General features: G+C 60.5%; 18 protein-coding genes. 5 read left to right on the top strand and 13 right to left on the bottom strand.

Going from position 1 to position 16,312, the window contains the following annotated elements; genetic code table 11:
* Window positions 1–46: 46 nt before the first annotated feature.
* Genes CFBP1590_RS00505 through exbB form a run of 3 tightly spaced genes read right to left on the bottom strand, consistent with a single transcriptional unit; the run spans window position 47 to window position 2,181 of the window.
* Window positions 47–799: an energy transducer TonB gene (locus tag CFBP1590_RS00505; RefSeq protein ID WP_004887195.1), complete on the bottom strand. Its 753-nt coding sequence runs from the start codon at window positions 797–799 to the stop codon at window positions 47–49.
* The gene (gene exbD / locus CFBP1590_RS00510; protein ID WP_004887194.1) at window positions 796–1,221 is read right to left on the bottom strand and encodes a TonB system transport protein ExbD; all 426 of its coding nucleotides are present in this window, start codon (window positions 1,219–1,221) and stop codon (window positions 796–798) included. Before exbD ends, CFBP1590_RS00505 begins: the two co-directional genes overlap by 4 nt.
* A 3-nt stretch (window positions 1,222–1,224) precedes the next feature.
* On the bottom strand, window positions 1,225–2,181 hold the full coding sequence (exbB, locus tag CFBP1590_RS00515) for a tonB-system energizer ExbB (RefSeq protein WP_088234274.1): 957 nt from the start codon (window positions 2,179–2,181) through the stop codon (window positions 1,225–1,227).
* 207 nt (window positions 2,182–2,388) lie between these two features.
* Here exbB and CFBP1590_RS00520 point away from each other — a divergent pair, with 207 nt between their 5' ends.
* On the top strand, window positions 2,389–3,249 hold the full coding sequence (locus tag CFBP1590_RS00520; protein ID WP_088234275.1) for an SDR family oxidoreductase: 861 nt from the start codon (window positions 2,389–2,391) through the stop codon (window positions 3,247–3,249).
* A 58-nt stretch (window positions 3,250–3,307) separates the two neighbouring features.
* Here CFBP1590_RS00520 and CFBP1590_RS00525 read toward each other — a convergent pair whose 3' ends face one another.
* The 6 genes from CFBP1590_RS00525 to CFBP1590_RS00550 all read right to left on the bottom strand — a co-directional run bounded on the left by CFBP1590_RS00525 (window position 3,308) and on the right by CFBP1590_RS00550 (window position 8,580).
* Window positions 3,308–4,045 carry a hypothetical protein gene (locus CFBP1590_RS00525; RefSeq protein WP_004887185.1) on the bottom strand — a complete coding sequence of 246 codons (738 nt, stop codon included), beginning with the start codon at window positions 4,043–4,045 and terminating at the stop codon, window positions 3,308–3,310.
* A 54-nt stretch (window positions 4,046–4,099) separates the two neighbouring features.
* A complete protein-coding gene (gene ridA / locus CFBP1590_RS00530; protein ID WP_004887183.1) occupies window positions 4,100–4,480 on the bottom strand; it encodes a deaminase RidA in 381 nt (126 codons plus the stop codon).
* 25 nt (window positions 4,481–4,505) lie between these two features.
* Complete coding sequence (gene spoT, locus CFBP1590_RS00535) at window positions 4,506–6,611, bottom strand: bifunctional GTP diphosphokinase/guanosine-3',5'-bis pyrophosphate 3'-pyrophosphohydrolase (protein ID WP_004887181.1); 2,106 nt, start codon at window positions 6,609–6,611, stop codon at window positions 4,506–4,508.
* A gap of 60 nt (window positions 6,612–6,671) precedes the next feature.
* Window positions 6,672–6,935 carry a DNA-directed RNA polymerase subunit omega gene (gene rpoZ, locus CFBP1590_RS00540; RefSeq protein ID WP_004887180.1) on the bottom strand — a complete coding sequence of 88 codons (264 nt, stop codon included), beginning with the start codon at window positions 6,933–6,935 and terminating at the stop codon, window positions 6,672–6,674.
* 147 nt (window positions 6,936–7,082) lie between these two features.
* Window positions 7,083–7,703 carry a guanylate kinase gene (gmk, locus tag CFBP1590_RS00545; RefSeq protein ID WP_004887178.1) on the bottom strand — a complete coding sequence of 207 codons (621 nt, stop codon included), beginning with the start codon at window positions 7,701–7,703 and terminating at the stop codon, window positions 7,083–7,085.
* A 13-nt stretch (window positions 7,704–7,716) separates the two neighbouring features.
* Window positions 7,717–8,580 carry a YicC/YloC family endoribonuclease gene (locus CFBP1590_RS00550; RefSeq protein WP_029241372.1) on the bottom strand — a complete coding sequence of 288 codons (864 nt, stop codon included), beginning with the start codon at window positions 8,578–8,580 and terminating at the stop codon, window positions 7,717–7,719.
* Between the two features lie 305 nt (window positions 8,581–8,885).
* Between CFBP1590_RS00550 and rph the strand changes: the two genes are divergently transcribed.
* Both rph and CFBP1590_RS00560 read left to right on the top strand, forming a co-directional pair.
* Window positions 8,886–9,608, top strand: a complete 723-nt coding sequence (rph, locus tag CFBP1590_RS00555) for a ribonuclease PH (protein WP_003313989.1) — start codon at window positions 8,886–8,888, stop codon at window positions 9,606–9,608.
* Between the two features lie 18 nt (window positions 9,609–9,626).
* Window positions 9,627–9,995 carry a DUF4870 domain-containing protein gene (locus CFBP1590_RS00560; RefSeq protein WP_088234276.1) on the top strand — a complete coding sequence of 123 codons (369 nt, stop codon included), beginning with the start codon at window positions 9,627–9,629 and terminating at the stop codon, window positions 9,993–9,995.
* Between the two features lie 69 nt (window positions 9,996–10,064).
* On the opposite strand, the gene crc is transcribed toward CFBP1590_RS00560, so the two are convergent.
* A complete protein-coding gene (crc, locus tag CFBP1590_RS00565; protein ID WP_004887172.1) occupies window positions 10,065–10,844 on the bottom strand; it encodes a catabolite repression control protein Crc in 780 nt (259 codons plus the stop codon).
* A gap of 81 nt (window positions 10,845–10,925) precedes the next feature.
* Here crc and pyrE point away from each other — a divergent pair, with 81 nt between their 5' ends.
* Entirely contained in the window at window positions 10,926–11,567 is a 642-nt protein-coding gene (pyrE, locus tag CFBP1590_RS00570) for an orotate phosphoribosyltransferase (protein WP_004887170.1), read from the top strand.
* Window position 11,568: 1 nt separating this feature from the next.
* The gene (locus CFBP1590_RS00575; protein WP_231991805.1) at window positions 11,569–12,213 is read left to right on the top strand and encodes a DUF4124 domain-containing protein; all 645 of its coding nucleotides are present in this window, start codon (window positions 11,569–11,571) and stop codon (window positions 12,211–12,213) included.
* Window positions 12,214–12,282: 69 nt separating this feature from the next.
* Here CFBP1590_RS00575 and argB read toward each other — a convergent pair whose 3' ends face one another.
* The 3 genes from argB to dut are packed head-to-tail and all read right to left on the bottom strand — an operon-like array spanning window position 12,283 to window position 16,311.
* The gene (gene argB, locus CFBP1590_RS00580) at window positions 12,283–13,188 is read right to left on the bottom strand and encodes an acetylglutamate kinase (RefSeq protein ID WP_004887166.1); all 906 of its coding nucleotides are present in this window, start codon (window positions 13,186–13,188) and stop codon (window positions 12,283–12,285) included.
* Between the two features lie 28 nt (window positions 13,189–13,216).
* The gene (locus CFBP1590_RS28320) at window positions 13,217–15,802 is read right to left on the bottom strand and encodes a phosphomannomutase/phosphoglucomutase (RefSeq protein WP_122491555.1); all 2,586 of its coding nucleotides are present in this window, start codon (window positions 15,800–15,802) and stop codon (window positions 13,217–13,219) included.
* Window positions 15,803–15,855: 53 nt separating this feature from the next.
* Window positions 15,856–16,311, bottom strand: coding sequence for a dUTP diphosphatase (gene dut, locus CFBP1590_RS00590; RefSeq protein WP_029241369.1), 456 nt, complete (start codon window positions 16,309–16,311; stop codon window positions 15,856–15,858).
* Window position 16,312: the final 1 nt, after the last annotated feature.

The raw sequence follows: 16,312 nt of genomic DNA on the forward strand, positions 1-16,312 counted from the left end.
ATAGACGCACGTTATCAGAAGCACTCTTGAGTAACAAAAGTGCGATTCAGCGTTTATCCAGCGAATAAACGAACGGTGCGAGGATTTCGATGGTGCCGTTGTTGAGGATCTCTGCAGGCGGCTTCGGCAGAGGCTGCGCGCGACGGATCATCTCCATGGTCGCCCGATCCAGTGCCGGACTGCCGGAGCTGCTGGCAATCTCGTACGACGACACATTGCCCTGTGCATCAACCACGAAGCGCAGACGAGCCACACCCTGCATGCCGCGACGACGGGCGTCCTCAGGGTACTTCTTGTATTTGCCCAGATGGCGCAGCAGGTCGCCCTGCCAGCTTGGCAGCGCATTGCTTGGCGGCGAAGCAGGTGCCGGCGGTGTCGGAGCAGCCGATTTCTCGGGTTTAGCCGTGGTCGGAGGCGTGTCCACCGGTTTCTCTTCGGCAGGTTTTTCCTCGGGCTTTGGCGGCTCAGGCTTCTTCTGCGGCTTTGGCGGCTGCGGTTTTGGCTTGGGCTTTTCCACCTTCTTGGGCACGACGATTTCCGGCTTCGGCGCTTCCACGACCTCTGGCACCTGCACCTGTTCTTCCGGCGCGGGCGGCTGAGGCGGCTGGACGACCTGAGGCGGTGGCGGCGGTGCGGGTTCCGGCAAGGGCGCCAGCTCGACCATCATGGCTGCCGGAGGCAGTTCGATGGCTTGAGAGGCCGGCCAGCGAAGAGCGACGATGATCGCAATCGCGTGCACGGCCAGCACCAACAACAGACTACCGCTATAGCGCGTCAGTTTTTGGCGCGTAGTGATCATTTCTTACCAACCGTCTCAAGGCCTACCAGACCGACTTTCAGGTAGCCCGCACCCCGAAGCGAGTTCATGACGTCCATCAGATCGCCGTAATCCACGCCCTTGTCGGCCTGGAAGAAGATCGTGGTGTCTTTCTTGCCCTTGGTGCGCGCATCCAGCACCTGACCGATCTGCTCGCGTGCGACCTTCTCCTCGCCCAGGTACAGGCTCTTGTCGGTCTTGACGCTAAGGAAGATCGGCTTTTCGGGCCGGGGTTGCGGCGTTGCGGTAGATGCAGGCAGGTCAACCTTGATGTCCACCGTGGCCAGAGGTGCCGCGACCATGAAGATGATCAGCAGCACCAGCATGACGTCGATGAACGGCGTGACGTTGATTTCGTGGTTTTCGGCGAGATCGTCGTCGCCTTCCTTCAGATGCATGCCCAAGGTTCAGCCCACCTTGACCATGTGTGGCGATTGGCTGCGTTCGGCAGCTGGCTGGTGGTCCAGATCGCGACTGACCAGCAGCAGTACCTGCGCCGAGGCATCGGCAACCTGTGCCTTGTAACCGGCAATGGAGCGGGCGAAGACGTTGTAGATGACCACTGCAGGAATCGCGGCAACCAGGCCCAGCGCGGTTGCCAGCAAGGCTTCGGCGATGCCTGGAGCAACGACGGCGAGGTTGGTGGTCTGGGTCTTGGCGATGCCGATGAAGCTGTTCATGATGCCCCATACGGTACCGAACAGGCCCACGAAAGGCGCGGTGGAGCCGATGGTTGCCAGCACACCGGTGCCGGAGCTCATGTTGCGACCGCAGGCTGCAACCAGACGCTCGAGGCGGAAGCTGACGCGTTCCTTGATGCCTTCGCGCTCGCGGCTGTTGGTCGACAGGCGCATCTCTTCCATCGCGTCGTGAACCAGCAGGTTGGCCAGCGTGCCTTCCTTCGCAGCGGTTTCACCGGCTTCGGACAGGGTGCGGGCCTTCTTCAGGTTGGCGATTTCGGTACGCAGGCGGCGCTTGGCGCCCAGCAGTTCGAAACCCTTGGCGATCCAGATGGTCCAGGTGATGATCGAGGCGATGGCCAGACCGATCATGACTGCTTTAACCACCACGTCGGCGTTTTGGTACATGCCCCATGGCGACAGGTCGTGCGACATGCCCAGGCTGTTGTCTTCGGCGGCAGGTTCCAGCGTCTCCACAGGCGCTGCGGCGTCAGCCTGAACCGGCGCCGGTGCGGCGTTGGTCGCTGCAGGGGCCGTGGAGGCAGGCGGCGTCGCGGGTGCCGACTGGTCGGCAAGTGCAACGGGTGCGAGCATCAGGCTCAGGACGAGAGCCGCGATGCCGCGCCATGCGCTAGGCAGGCTGAATAGCTTGGTTGGCGAAGCGATTGATTGGATACGTGTCATGCTGGCCTGACCTGGGAGAATAGAAAGTGATCGTTCCAGTCGCCGTGCGTTGCGTTCGGCGTTCCAGGGGAACAAATGGGTCGCCATTATTGCAAATCGTTCTTGTTAACAAAAGTAATACTGTATCTTTTTTACATATTGGCCCGAATATTTGACGTTTTCTGATGACTTACACGGTGACTGATCACCTTCCTGTGGAGATATGCAATGTCTGCCCCATCCGTTTTGATCGCTGGTTGTGGCGATATCGGCTCCCGACTGGCCACGCGCCTGCTGGCTCATGACTGGTCTGTCCATGGGCTGCGGCGCACGGTTTCCGAACTGCCCGAGGGTGTCTTGCCAATCCAGGGGGATCTGTTCGCGACCGCGAGACCCGCTGACTGGCCGGCTGGCCGGATCGACTATGTGGTGTATTGCGCCACGCCCTCGCAGCGTGACGAAGCCGGTTATCGAGACGCCTATGTCAACGGGTTGCGTCATGTGCTTGGCTGGCTCAAAGAGCAGGGTCAACGGCCCAAACGTCTGTTTTTCGTGTCCAGCAGCGGTGTTTACGGCCAGCAGGAGGGTGAATGGGTCGATGAAACGTCCGCAACCGAACCTGTCGGCTATACCGGCACGGTCATGCTTGAGGCTGAACAGCTGGCGCTGAACAGCGGCCTTCCCGCCACGGCCGTGAGATTGACTGGTATCTACGGGCCGGGCCGTGCAGACCTGTCCAACCGGGTGCGCCAGGGCCACAGCGTCAGGATCGACCCGCCGGTCTACGCCAATCGCATTCACGCCGACGACGCAGCGGGTCTGCTGGCGCATCTGCTTGAGGCCGATGATCGGGGCGTTGCACTGGAGAGTTGCTATCTGGGCGTGGACGACGACCCGGCTGCTTTGGCTGACGTGGTGTCGTGGATTCGTGAGTACCTGGGCGTTACCGAATGGTCTGACGACGTCAGCGTGCAGCGGGTCGGCAGCAAACGCTGCAGCAATGCGCGTGCCCGTGCGCTGGGCTGGGTACCGGTGTATCCTGATTACCGAGCGGGATATGCGGCTTTGCTGGGCGCCGACAAGGCCTGAATGAGCCGAAATAAAAAAGCGCCCCTTGAAGGCGCTTTTTTATGGGTGACGCTATGGCTTACTGCTGCTCAAGCAACCAGCGGCGAGTGCCCGGACGCAGTTCGGGCATTTGATCGGCCCCTGCGTTGTTCACCGCCTGGAAAATCTCCAGTTGCTTACCCTTGCGAGCGAAAATCCAGGGATTACCCTGCTCGGCCTTTTCCAGCCACATGCTGTCGTACTCACCGCTCATGGCGGCGCAGTCGCCAGCCAGGCACAGCGCGAAGCGATCATTTTCCGGAAGACCCTGGACGCTGCCGTCCGGCATGAACTGCACGGTGCTGCCTTGGCCGTCGCCTTCGACGATGGTCCATTTGCCGCCCATGTAGGCCGCATACAGCGCTTTTTCAAAGGTGCTGCCCGGCTGTGCGCCTTCGGGTACGGTGTTCTTCGGTTTTTCGAAGTGCTGTTCAGGGCCGGATTCGCTGGCTGCCTGAACCAGTTCGTCACCCTTGACGCTCAGGTCTTCGAAGAAGTTGCCGTAGAAGTCGATGTGCAGCTTGCCTTCAGCGGCACTGACAATCTTGCCTTCACCCAGCTCGAAGCCGTTGGAGTACACCGCCTGATTGGCCTTGGAGTTGATCTGCCACTCCAGATTCGGACCGTTGGCGAGCAGCGCCTGACGCAGGTTGCCCTGCTTGACTGCGGCATCGATGGCGGTCTGGTTGATCCAGGTGCCGTCCGGGTTGCGGTCGGCAAAGCTGGAGCAGCCGCCGAGAACGACGGCCAGCAGTGAAATGGCGAGCGCGGAACGCATAACAGATTCCTTCCTTAAGGGAGAGCGGAACGCAGCAACGCTCCGCTGGGGGATTTATTCGATGACGAGAATCGCGTCCATCTCGACCTGCGCACCACGTGGCAGTGCGGCAACGCCGATGGCTGCACGCGCCGGGTAAGGCTGTGCGAAGTAGGTGCCCATGATCTCGTTGACCTTGGCGAAATGGCCAAGGTCCGTCAGGAAGATGTTCAGCTTGACGATGTCCTTGAACGAGCCGCCAGCCGCTTCAGCGACGGACTTCAGGTTCTCGAAGACCTGAGTGATCTGGGCTTCGATGCCGTCGACCAGCTCCATGGTTTTCGGGTCCAGAGGGATCTGGCCGGACATGTAGACGGTATTGCCAGCCTTGATCGCCTGCGAGTAAGGGCCGATGGCCGCCGGGGCTTTTTCGCTGGTGATGACAGTCTTGGTCATGAAGAACTCCTGAGAAAGGGATTGCCTACGAGCGCATCCGGGTGATGCGTGTGACCCCGGTCAGTGCACGTAGTTTCTTGATCACGCGGGCCAGATGCACACGGTCGTGCACGCTGACGACGAGCTGGACCACACTGATGCGGCCATCGCGCTCGTCCATGCTGATTTTTTCGATGTTGCCGTCGGCGGCGTTGACGCTGCTGGCCAGCAAGGCGATCAGGCCACGCTGATGTTCCAGTTCGACACGCAGCTCGACATTGAATTCGCCGGTCACATCCTTGGCCCAGGACAGCTGGATGCATTTTTCCGGATTGTGGCGGATTTCGCTGATATTGCGGCAGTTGTCCAGGTGCACGACCATGCCCTTGCCCGCAGACAGGTGGCCCACGATCGGATCGCCCGGTATCGGCGTGCAACACTTGGCGTAGCTGAGCACCAGGCCTTCGGTCCCGCGAATCGCCAGCGGACCTTCCGGGCTCGGCAATTGATCGCCCTCACCCAGCAGGCGGCGGGCAACGACGTAGGCCATGCGATTGCCCAGGCCGATGTCTTCGAGCAGGTCTTCCAGCACTTCAACGCGGTATTCGTTCAAGGCCAGTTGCACGCGCTCGGCAGGAATCTTGTCCAGGCTGCTTTCGAAGCCATTGAGGACCTTGTTCAGCAGGCGTTCGCCCAGGCTGATGGATTCGGAGCGGCGTTGCAGCTTCAGGGCGTGGCGAATGTGCGTGCGCGCCTTGCCGGTGACAACGAAGTTCAGCCAGGCCGGGTTGGGGCGTGCACCGGGCGCGCTGACGATCTCGACGGTCGAGCCGCTCTGCAGCGGTTCCGACAGTGGCGCCAATCGGCGATTGATCCGGCAGGCAATGCAGCTGTTGCCGACGTCGGTGTGAACGGCATAAGCGAAGTCCACGGCCGTAGAGCCTTTGGGCAGCTCCATGATCCGGCCCTTGGGCGTGAAGACGTAGACCTCGTCCGGGAACAGGTCGATCTTGACGCTCTCGATGAATTCCAGCGAGTTGCCGGCACGCTGCTGCATTTCCAGCACGCCCTTGACCCACTGGCGGGCACGGGCATGCGTGCCCTTGGGCTGTTCATCGTCGCTGGATTTGTACAGCCAGTGCGCCGCGATCCCGTTGTTGGCCATCTCTTCCATTTCGCGGGTGCGGATCTGGATTTCGATGGGCACACCGTGCATGCCGAACAGCGTGGTGTGCAGCGACTGGTAGCCGTTGGCCTTGGGAATTGCGATGTAATCCTTGAAACGGCCGGGCAACGGTTTGTACAGATTATGCACAGCGCCCAGCACGCGATAGCAGGTGTCGACCTTGTCGACGATAATGCGGAACGCGTAAACGTCCATGATCTCGTTGAAAGCCCGACGCTTGCCGCGCATCTTCTTGTAGATGCCGTACAGGTGCTTCTGTCGCCCGCTGACATCGCCTTCTATGCCGTCGACTGCAAGGCAATGGCTCAGGGACTCTTCGATCTTGTTGACCAGTTCCTTGCGATTGCCTCGGGCGCGCTTGACCGCCTGATTGATCCGCGAGGAACGCATCGGGTACATGGCCTTGAAGCCCAGGTCCTCGAATTCGATACGCACGCTGTGCATGCCCAGGCGGTTGGCAATGGGTGCGTAGATTTCGAGGGTTTCTTTCGCGATGCGGCGGCGCTTTTCACCGGAAAGGACTTCCAGGGTGCGCATGTTGTGCAGGCGGTCGGCGAGTTTGACCAGAATCACGCGGATGTCGCGGGCCATGGCCATGGCCATTTTCTGGAAATTCTCGGCCTGGGCTTCGGCCTTGGTCTCGAAGTTCATCTGGGTCAGTTTGCTGACCCCGTCGACCAGTTCGGCCACGGTTTCGCCAAACTGTGCGCTGAGCGCTTCCTTGGCAATCCCGGTGTCTTCGATCACGTCATGCAGCATCGCTGCCATCAGGCTCTGATGGTCCATGTGCATGTCGGCAAGAATGTTCGCTACGGCAAGAGGATGCGTGACGTAGGCTTCGCCGCTTCGACGGCGCTGGCCATCGTGGGCTTGTTCGGCGTAGAAATACGCTCGGCGGACCAGATTGACCTGATCCTTGCCGAGGTAGGCCGACAGTCTGTCGGCGAGGGCGTCTATGCTCGGCAAGGCGCTACCCCCTGCCGATGGCTTTTACCCTGCGCCGTACAACGTCGACCCGGCATAGGCTTAGACGGCCTCGTTGGACTCGTCCTCGAACGCTGCGAACAATGGTTCATCTTCAACGATTTCGGCTTCTGCAATAACGGCATAATCCATCAGGCCGGCCGCGATTTCACGCAGGGCCACAACGGTAGGCTTGTCGTTTTCCCACGCCAGCTTCGGCTCTTTGCCGCCGGTGGCGAGTTGACGCGAACGCTTGGTAGCGAGCATGACCAGCTCGAAGCGGTTATCGACGTGTTCTAGGCAGTCTTCAACGGTCACGCGGGCCATGGGTATTCCTCGTAGCAAATGCGTATGCGCGGTGCCCGGATGGGCGAGCGGACTCGGTAGTTTACAAGCGGACTGCTGCAAGCAGCAAGCGGCATGCCACAAACGGTCTTTGTCTGACCTGCAGTCTGCCGCGTTGAAACGTCCCGATCAAGCCAGCAATTGCTGAAAAAGCTCGCTGTATTGCTCTTGCTGATGCTGCTGGGTCAGGCGATTGGCGCGGAAGATGGACTTCAGGTCTTCCAGTGCGCCGGCGAAATCATCGTTGACCACGATGTATTCGTACTCGATGTAGTGGCTCATCTCGCTGACGGCTTCACGCATCCGGTTTTCGATGATCTCGTCGCTGTCCTGGCCGCGGTTGGTCAGGCGCTGACGCAGGGCCTGCTGGCTTGGCGGCAGAATGAAGATCGAGCGGGCGTGAGGCATCTGTGCGCGAACCTGCTGGGCGCCCTGCCAGTCGATTTCCAGAATCAGGTCGTGGCCTTCATCCAGCGTCTGTTGCAGATGGCTTTGCGACGTGCCGTACTGGTTGCCGAAGACTTCGGCCTGTTCCAGGAAGTCGCCATGTTCGATCATGCGTGCGAATTCCGCACGGTCGACGAAGTGGTAATTCACCCCGTCCTGCTCGCCCGGACGCATGGCGCGGGTGGTGTGCGACACCGAGACGCGGATCTGCGGCTGAGCCTGGATCAGGGCATTGACCAGACTGGTCTTGCCTGCGCCGGAGGGCGCGGAAATGATGTACAGGGTGCCGGATTTGTGGGTCATGTCAGGTTCAGCCTTACTCAATATTCTGCACTTGTTCACGCATCTGCTCGATCAACACTTTCAGGTTGACGGCCGCTTGCGTGCTGCGTGGGTCGAAGGCTTTGGAGCCCAGTGTGTTGGCTTCGCGATTCAGTTCCTGCATCAGGAAGTCCAGGCGGCGACCCGCCTGGCCGCCGGTCTTGAGCACCCGGCGTACTTCGGTGACGTGAGTGCTCAGGCGATCCAGCTCTTCGGCGACATCACTTTTCTGCGCCAGCAGGACCATTTCCTGCTCCAGACGCTGCGGATCCAGCTCGGCCTTCATGTCGGCAAAGCGATCCAGCACTTTCTGGCGCTGGGTGGCGAGCATCTGCGGCACGAGGGTGCGCAGGGTGACGACTTCTTCAGTGATGGAGGTCAGCCGTTCGTCGAGAAGTTTCGCCAGGTCCGCGCCTTCGCGGCCGCGGCCGTTCTTCAATTCGGTGAGTGCCTCGTTGAACAGCGTCAGGGCTTCGTTGTTCAGGGCCTGCGGATCGTTGGCATCGGCCACCAGAACACCGGGCCAGGCCAGCACTTCAAGCGGGTTGAGCGGCGCGGGCTGCTTGATCAGGCTGGCAACCGATTCCGCAGCGGCGATCAACTGGCTGGCCCGCTCGCGATCCACCTGCAGGGGCTTGCCTGCGGTTTCTTCGACAAAGCGCAAGGTGCATTCGACCTTGCCGCGCGACAGGCCCTGACGCAGCGCCTCGCGAATCCCGCCTTCCAGATCCCGGAATGACTCGGGCAGGCGCAGATGGGGCTCAAGGTAGCGATGATTGACCGAGCGTAGTTCCCAGCTCAGTGTGCCCTGGGCACCGGCCCGTTCTACTCGGGCGAAGGCAGTCATGCTGTGCACCATGGGAATACCTCTTGATTCAGTCCTGGCGGTCGAGTCCGCGCATGGGCGGACGGCTGCCGTGGGTGTCGTGAAAGCCGACAGGCTGCAAAGGCGCAGGATTGTAGCGCAGTGCGGCGCAGGCTCCCAATCCGGCAGTGTGACAAACCGTGCAAGACTTTTTTTGCCTGCACGGATAGTGGCTCAAAGCCCCGTTTCAGAGCCTTTCAGCCTTGGCGGTCGGGCGGCGCCGACTTTAAGAGATGCCCTGTCCGGACGATGGCCTCTATAATGCTCGGCAGTTTTCCGTCTCAGTACAGGTATCCCAGATGAAACGTCCAAGTGGTCGCGCCGCCGATCAGCTCCGCTCGATCCGCATCACCCGCAACTACACCAAACACGCCGAGGGTTCTGTGCTGGTCGAGTTCGGTGACACCAAGGTGATCTGCACCGTCAGCGTCGAGAATGGCGTGCCGCGCTTCCTGAAAGGCCAAGGCCAGGGCTGGTTGACGGCCGAATACGGCATGCTGCCGCGCGCCACCGGCGAGCGTAACCAGCGTGAAGCGAGCCGCGGCAAGCAGGGCGGCCGTACGCTGGAAATCCAGCGCCTGATCGGTCGTTCGCTGCGCGCTGCGCTGGACATGTCCAAGCTGGGCGATGTCACCCTGTACGTCGACTGCGATGTCATCCAGGCCGACGGTGGTACACGTACCGCGTCCATCACTGGCGCTATGGTTGCGCTGGCCGACGCCTTGAAAGTGATCAAGAAGCGTGGCGGTCTGAAAGGCGGCGATCCACTCAAGCAGATGATTGCTGCGGTGTCGGTCGGCATGTATCAGGGCGAGCCAGTGCTCGATCTGGATTACCTCGAAGACTCCGCTGCCGAGACCGACCTGAACGTGGTCATGACCAGCGCAGGCGGTTTCATCGAGGTGCAGGGCACCGCAGAAGGCGCGCCGTTCCAGCCTGAAGAGCTGAACGCGATGCTGGCACTGGCGCAGAAGGGCATGACCGAACTGTTCGAATTGCAGCGCGCCGCACTGGCCGACTGATAATCCTGGAGCGTGACCATGAGTGACAGCCAGCATCCTGTGCAGAAACCGGCTCAAAGCGCCCGTCAATGGGCGATGTTCTGTCACTTGTCTGCGTTCTTCGGGATGCTCTTTCCGTTCGGCAATCTGCTGGGGCCGTTGATCCTTTGGCAGATGAAGAAGGAGGGTGACCCGTTTATCGATGCGCAGGGCAAGGAAGCGCTCAACTTTCAGATCACGGTCGCGATTGCGGCCACGATCAGCATCCTGCTGATGGTCGTAGTGATCGGCTTTGCATTGTTGATGCTGGTGGGGCTTGGTGCTCTGGTGCTGACGATCATTGCTGGCGTGAAGGCCAACGAAGGGGTGGATTATCGCTACCCGTTCACTTGGCGTCTGCTGAAGTAGGCAAAATCGCAGGCAGCACAAAAAGCCGACATCAAGTCGGCTTTTTCGTGTTCGGGTGTCGCGTGACGATCAGATCGTCAGGGTCCAGTCGTAATCCACAATCAGCGGCGCGTGCTGCGAAAAGCGCGGCTGGCGGGGCAGACGGGCGCTACGCACGAAGCGGCGCAGACCTGGAGTCAGGATCTGGTAGTCGAAACGCCAGCCCAGATTCAGCATCTCGGCCTGTTCGTTATCCGGCCACCAGCTGTACTGGTCGCCTTCGCGACTGACTTCACGCAGGGCATCGACATAGCCCATGGTGCCAACGATCTCGTCCATCCAGGCGCGCTCGGGTGCCAGGAAGCCAGGAGACTGCTGGCTGTCGCGCCAGTTTTTGATGTCGAGCTTCTGCTGCGCCACATAGAGCGAGCCGCAGTAGATGTATTCGCGGCGCTTGCGGCGCTGCTTGTCCATGTACTTGCCGAAGTCGTCCATGAGCTTGAATTTCTGATTCAGGTCTTCATCGCCGTTCATCCCGGAAGGGAAGAGCAGGGTTGCAATACTGACTTTGTCGAAATCGGCTTGCAGGTAACGCCCGTAGCGGTCGGCTGTCTCGAAGCCGAGGCCGCTGATCACCGCCTTCGGTTGCAACCGCGAATAAAGCGCCACGCCACCCTGAGCGGGGACTTCGGCTTCGCAGGCATAGAGGAAGTAGCCATCCAGCTGAAAAGCTGGATCATCCAGTTCAAAGGCGGAGGCGCGGGTGTCCTGTAAGCAGATGACGTCGGCATTCTGAGCTTGCAGCCAGCTGAGCAACCCGCGCTCGACCGCAGCCTGAATGCCATTTACGTTCACACTGATGATCCGCATAAATGGCCCCAAAAATCACGTGCGTGTATGATACCCGAGCTCTACCCAATTAGCTAAATCCGTGCTTTCGAGGCTTTTTTTATGCAGGCGTATCAACGCGATTTCATTCGTTTTGCCATAGATCGCGGCGTGCTGCGCTTCGGTGAGTTCACGCTCAAGTCTGGACGCACCAGCCCTTACTTCTTCAATGCCGGCCTGTTCAACAGCGGCTCGGCCCTGGCGCAGCTCGGGCGTTTCTACGCTGCAGCAGTGGTCGAAAGCGGCATTTCCTTCGATGTTCTGTTCGGGCCTGCCTACAAGGGTATTCCGCTGGCGGCCGCGACGGCTGTGGCGTTGGCCGAACATCATGATCGTGATCTGCCCTGGTGCTTCAACCGCAAGGAAGCCAAGGCGCACGGCGAAGGTGGCAGTCTGGTCGGCGCACCGCTGGCTGGTGATGTACTGATCATCGACGACGTGATCACGGCCGGTACCGCCATCCGTGAAGTCATGCAGATCATCAGTGCGCAGGACGCCAAGGCGGCGGGCGTACTGATCGCCTTGAACCGTCAGGAACGTGGCAACGGCGAATTGTCGGCCATTCAGGAAGTCGAGCGCGACTTCGGCATTCCGGTGGTTAGCATCGTGTCGTTGAATCAGGTACTGGAATTCCTCGCTGACGATCCTCAGCTCAAGCAGCACTTGCCCGCTGTCGAGGCCTACCGCGCACAGTACGGTATCTGACATGCCGTTCTGGCGGGCGCAGAAGCAATGCCCGTCAGGCGCATTGCAGAGGCTTGTACGCGGATCGGGCGCGTTGACGCTGTGGCTGTCGGTCGCGAGCACTGCCGTGCAGGCTGCCGACGTTCCCGAGGTGCGGCTCTACCGGTACATCGACAGTCGCGGCGTCACGGTCATCGACCGCCTGGGTGTGCCGGCCGAGTACGTCGCCAAAGGCTACGAAGTGCTCAACGCCCGGGGCCGCGTGGTGCAGGTGATCCCGCCAGCACCCACTGCCGAACAGATTCGTGAGGCCGAAGCCGCCAGGGTTCAGGCCGAGGCCAACGCGAAACTTCTCAGCCTGTACGGCAGCGTCGAAGAAGTGGACCGGGTAAAAACCCGCAAGCTGGCCGAGCTGGATACCCTGATCGATGTTGCCCAGGGCAATATTCAGGGTCTTGCCAATCAACAGCGTTCCCTTCAAGGCCAGGCCGCTGATCAGGAGCGGGCAGGGCGTCCGGTTCCGCAAGCGATCATCGAGCAACTGGATGACCTGCGCAGCCAGCAGCAAAAGTTGCAGGCCGACATCGCAGGCTATCAGGCCGCACGCACCAGGGCCGAGGCAGACTTTGCAGCAGACAGAGTGCGCGTGCAGCAACTGACACGCTGAGTCGCAGAAAAAACAAAGGCCCCGTCAGCGCTTGCTGGCGGGGCCTTTTTTGTAGCTGAAGCGATGTGATCAGTAGCGCTTGCGGTTACTGATCAGGGTGCCCACACCGGTGTCGGTGAAGATTTCCAGCAACACGGCGTTCGGAACGCGCCCGTCGATGATGTGCGAAGTGGTCACGCCACCCTGCACGGCTTCCAGCGCACATTTGATCTTTGGCAGCATGCCGCCGTAGATCGTGCCGTCGGCAATCAACGTGTTCACTTGCTCGGTGGTCAGCCCCGTCAGGACCTGGCCCTGCTTGTCCATCAGGCCGGCAATGTTGGTCAGCAGCATCAGTTTCTCGGCCTTGAGGGCCTCGGCAACCTTGCCCGCGACCAGGTCGGCGTTGATGTTGTAGGACTCACCATCCGCACCCACGCCGATAGGCGCGATGACCGGAATGAAATCGCCTTTGACCAGCATGTTGAGCAGATCGGTATTGATGCCGACCACTTCGCCCACATGGCCGATGTCGATGATTTCAGGCTTGGTCATTTCCGGCGTCTGACGGGTGACGGTCAGCTTCTTCGCACGAATCAGCTCCGCGTCCTTGCCGGTCAGGCCGATGGCACTGCCGCCATGACGGTTGATCAGATTGACGATGTCCTTGTTGACCTGACCGCCCAGGACCATTTCCACAACGTCCATGGTCTGGGCATCAGTGACGCGCATGCCATCGATGAAGTGGCTTTCGATCGACAGGCGCTTGAGCAGATCACCGATCTGAGGCCCTCCGCCATGGACGACCACAGGGTTGATGCCCACTGCTTTCATCAACACGATGTCGCGAGCGAAGCCGGTTTTCAGCTCGTCGCTTTCCATGGCGTTGCCGCCGTACTTGATAACCAGCGTCTTGCCGACAAAGCGGCGAATGTAAGGCAGCGCTTCGGAAAGGACCTTGGCTACATTAGAGGCGGCATCACGTTCGAGGGTCATTCAGGGCTCCAGTCAAATGGGAAAGCAATCAAAAAGGAAGATCGAGGTCCGGCGCAACTTTCTTGAGCTCGGCGTGGAACACATCCTTGATGCGCTGCAGTTCGGCCTCGGTTTCGGCTTCGAAGCGCAGCACCAGAACCGGAGTGGTGTTTGACGCGCGAACCAGGCCCCAGCCTTTCGGATAGTCTACGCGGACTCCGTCGATGCTGGTCAGTTTGGCGTCGCCCCACTGGGCGTCTTTTTCAAGGGCTTCGATGATGCTGAACTTCGTGACGTCCGTCACCTTGATGTTGATCTCAGGCGTCGAAATGTCGTTCGGGAAGGTCTCGAACAGGTCTTCGGCAGAGGTCGACTCCTGGCTGAGAATCTCCAGCAGGCGTGCCGCACTGTAGATGCCGTCGTCGAAACCGAACCAGCGCTCCTTGAAGAAGATGTGGCCGCTCATTTCGCCAGCGAGCAGGGCACCGCTTTTCTTCATTTCTTTCTTGATCAGCGAGTGACCGGTTTTCCACATGACCGGACGGCCACCGTGTTCGCTGATCAGCGGCGTCAGTCGGCGTGTGCATTTGACGTCGAAAATGATGTCTGCACCCGGATTGCGCTTGAGCACATCCAGTGCGAACAGCATCAGCAGGCGGTCCGGATAGACCACGTTACCCTTGTTGGTCACGACGCCGACACGGTCGCCGTCACCGTCGAAAGCCAGGCCCAGGTCGGCTCCAGTCTCGTTGACCTTGGCGATCAGGTCCTGAAGGTTTTCCAGTTTGCCCGGATCCGGGTGGTGGTTCGGGAAGTTGCCGTCGACTTCCGCGAACAGGGAAATCACTTCGCAACCCAGCGCTTCGATCAGTTGCGGAGCGATCACGCCCGCTGCGCCGTTTCCGCAGTCGACCACGACCTTGAGCTTGCGGGCCATGACGATGTCGTCCTTGATCTGCTTGAAATAGCGATCGAGGATGTTGACCTGGGTGACGCTGCCTTTCTGCGAGGTCAGGTTGTTGGTCTTGATGCGCTGGTGCAGCGCCTGGATCTGCTCGTTGGCCAGGGTGTCGCCCGCGATCACGATCTTGAAGCCGTTGTAGTCCTTCGGGTTGTGGCTGCCGGTCAGCATCACGCCGGTCTTGCCTGCCAGCACGTTGGCTGCGTAGTAGAGCGCAGGTGTCGGCACCAGGCCGACGTCGCTGACGTGGCAGCCGCTGTCGTGCAGGCCTTGAATCAGTTGTTCAACCAGCTCGGGGCCGGAAAGGCGGCCATCGCGGCCAACGCTGACATTGGGTTCGTTCTGCGCCAGGCTCTCGGAGCCAATGGCGCGGCCGATCCAGTAGGCGGTCTCAGCGCTGAGGGTGTCCCCGACCACGCCACGGATGTCATAGGCGCGAAAAATGGTATCAGGGAGTTTAGGTGCCACGGATGCTGGGCTGTTCATAGCGATGGGATGCTCCGATCTCAGGAAGTCCTGGTTTTCGTCGAGAAGGTCGATATCGAGAATATCGGTATCTTGAAACAGCGGGTCCGTCCAATCGGTGCCATGAGCAGCGATGGGGGGCGACTCGCTGCCTGTCGTCATATGTGCGCCGGTTTCCCTGTTCGTGGCCAGAGCAGGTGATGCCTGGGATTGTCCACGGAGTGAAACACGAGCCAGAGCCTGAGCCAGGCCGCCAAGGGCTGGGAGGCTCAAACCGAACGGTTTGACGGCTTTTCCGCTCGAGAGTTCTTGAAGCAACTGATCCAGCTGACGAGCGTCAGCGCAAATGAGCCGCTGCAAAGCCCTCTCATTGCGGTACATCCCAAGGATTACGCCCGCTGCGGCGATGATCGCAGCCAGTAACAGAAACAGGATAGGGGACGAACTTTTTGAAGCCGGGCCAGGCGTGAACTCAAGCTTCCAGCCTGGATACCCCGTGTCGAAAGTCAACGGCCTGCCACCGTCTGACTGGCCTCGCTCAAGAAAAATCTGTGCCGGCCCGTTGCCGAACTGCTGACTCAGCACGACCCGCCCGGCATCCTCTTCAATCACCGGCAAGGCGTTGATCAGGCGTTGCGGATCGAAGGCCAGCAGCAGGGTGCCACTGACCGGCTGTCCAGGATCGGAGCGCACAGGCGCTGCGCTGTAGATCAGCCAGCGCTCGCCGGTCTTGCGTGCCTCGGGAGCAACCGTTTCACCTCGCGCAGCCTTGTTCAGCATGTCGAGGGTGGCATAGGTCACAGGCAGTGGCCCGGTCGGGTCCACGTCGGCAAGGCCTTTGGGGCTGAGGCGCGCGCCAGCCAGACCGTCCCAGCGCGTCAGGCGATCCTGCGCCGCGATCAACGCAGCAGCGTCGTTGCCTTGCAGGGCCTGGACCAGTTGCGGAGCGGAAGCAGCCGCCTGGGTGTCGGCGCTGATCTGTCTGAGCGCCAGATTGACCGCCTGCGCCTGACTGTTGCCCCAGGCCTGAGTCAGGCGGTCCTGCTCCTGCGGGCTGTTGGAAACGCCCAGCCATGCGACGACCAGCGCGATAACCAGCCCCGCAGCTGCAGGAATCAGCCCTGGGGAAAGCGATTGCATGTTCGCGGCGGGCAGCGGGTAGGCGGCCGATACGGGTTGTTTTGACGGACTGTTCTGACTGCCTTTCAACGACCTCTCCCCACGCTTCATCCCTTGAACCGGTGCGACGCTTCGGTCGGCGATCAGTGACTGCCGGAGTGCCCGAAACCGCCTGCGCCACGCTGGCTTTCATCGAACTCTTCAACCAGTTCGAAGTGCGCCTGTACCACAGGCACCAGCACCAGTTGCGCGATACGTTCGCCAATCGAAATAGTGAATGCAGTCTGGCCACGGTTCCAGCAGGACACCATCAGCTCGCCCTGATAATCGGAGTCGATCAGGCCCACCAGATTGCCCAGCACGATGCCGTGTTTGTGGCCAAGGCCCGAGCGCGGCAGGATCATCGCGGCAAGGCCCGGGTCGCCGATATAGATCGACAGGCCAGTCGGGATCAGCAAGGTCTGGCCCGGCTCCAGGACAGTGTCTTCCTTGAGCATGGCGCGCAGGTCCAGGCCGGCGGAGCCGACAGTGGCGTAGGCCGGAAGCGGAAATTCGTTGCCAATGCGAGGGTCGAGGATCTTGGCTTGTAGAGCGTGCATT

The sequence above is a fragment of the Pseudomonas viridiflava genome (genome assembly GCF_900184295.1).
In the GTDB taxonomy this organism is placed as follows: domain Bacteria; phylum Pseudomonadota; class Gammaproteobacteria; order Pseudomonadales; family Pseudomonadaceae; genus Aquipseudomonas; species Aquipseudomonas viridiflava.

Coding starts and splice junctions, on each gene's coding strand:
- rph (WP_003313989.1), top strand. CDS start 8,886: ATGAAACGTCCAAGTGGTCGCGCCGCCGATCAGCTCCGCTCGATCCGC.
- crc (WP_004887172.1), bottom strand. CDS start 10,844: ATGCGGATCATCAGTGTGAACGTAAATGGCATTCAGGCTGCGGTCGAG.
- CFBP1590_RS00525 (WP_004887185.1), bottom strand. CDS start 4,045: ATGCGTTCCGCGCTCGCCATTTCACTGCTGGCCGTCGTTCTCGGCGGC.
- CFBP1590_RS00560 (WP_088234276.1), top strand. CDS start 9,627: ATGAGTGACAGCCAGCATCCTGTGCAGAAACCGGCTCAAAGCGCCCGT.
- CFBP1590_RS00550 (WP_029241372.1), bottom strand. CDS start 8,580: ATGGTGCACAGCATGACTGCCTTCGCCCGAGTAGAACGGGCCGGTGCC.
- argB (WP_004887166.1), bottom strand. CDS start 13,188: ATGACCCTCGAACGTGATGCCGCCTCTAATGTAGCCAAGGTCCTTTCC.
- CFBP1590_RS00520 (WP_088234275.1), top strand. CDS start 2,389: ATGTCTGCCCCATCCGTTTTGATCGCTGGTTGTGGCGATATCGGCTCC.
- gmk (WP_004887178.1), bottom strand. CDS start 7,703: ATGACCCACAAATCCGGCACCCTGTACATCATTTCCGCGCCCTCCGGC.
- CFBP1590_RS00505 (WP_004887195.1), bottom strand. CDS start 799: ATGATCACTACGCGCCAAAAACTGACGCGCTATAGCGGTAGTCTGTTG.
- CFBP1590_RS00575 (WP_231991805.1), top strand. CDS start 11,569: ATGCCGTTCTGGCGGGCGCAGAAGCAATGCCCGTCAGGCGCATTGCAG.
- exbB (WP_088234274.1), bottom strand. CDS start 2,181: ATGACACGTATCCAATCAATCGCTTCGCCAACCAAGCTATTCAGCCTG.
- pyrE (WP_004887170.1), top strand. CDS start 10,926: ATGCAGGCGTATCAACGCGATTTCATTCGTTTTGCCATAGATCGCGGC.
- ridA (WP_004887183.1), bottom strand. CDS start 4,480: ATGACCAAGACTGTCATCACCAGCGAAAAAGCCCCGGCGGCCATCGGC.
- rpoZ (WP_004887180.1), bottom strand. CDS start 6,935: ATGGCCCGCGTGACCGTTGAAGACTGCCTAGAACACGTCGATAACCGC.
- dut (WP_029241369.1), bottom strand. CDS start 16,311: ATGCACGCTCTACAAGCCAAGATCCTCGACCCTCGCATTGGCAACGAA.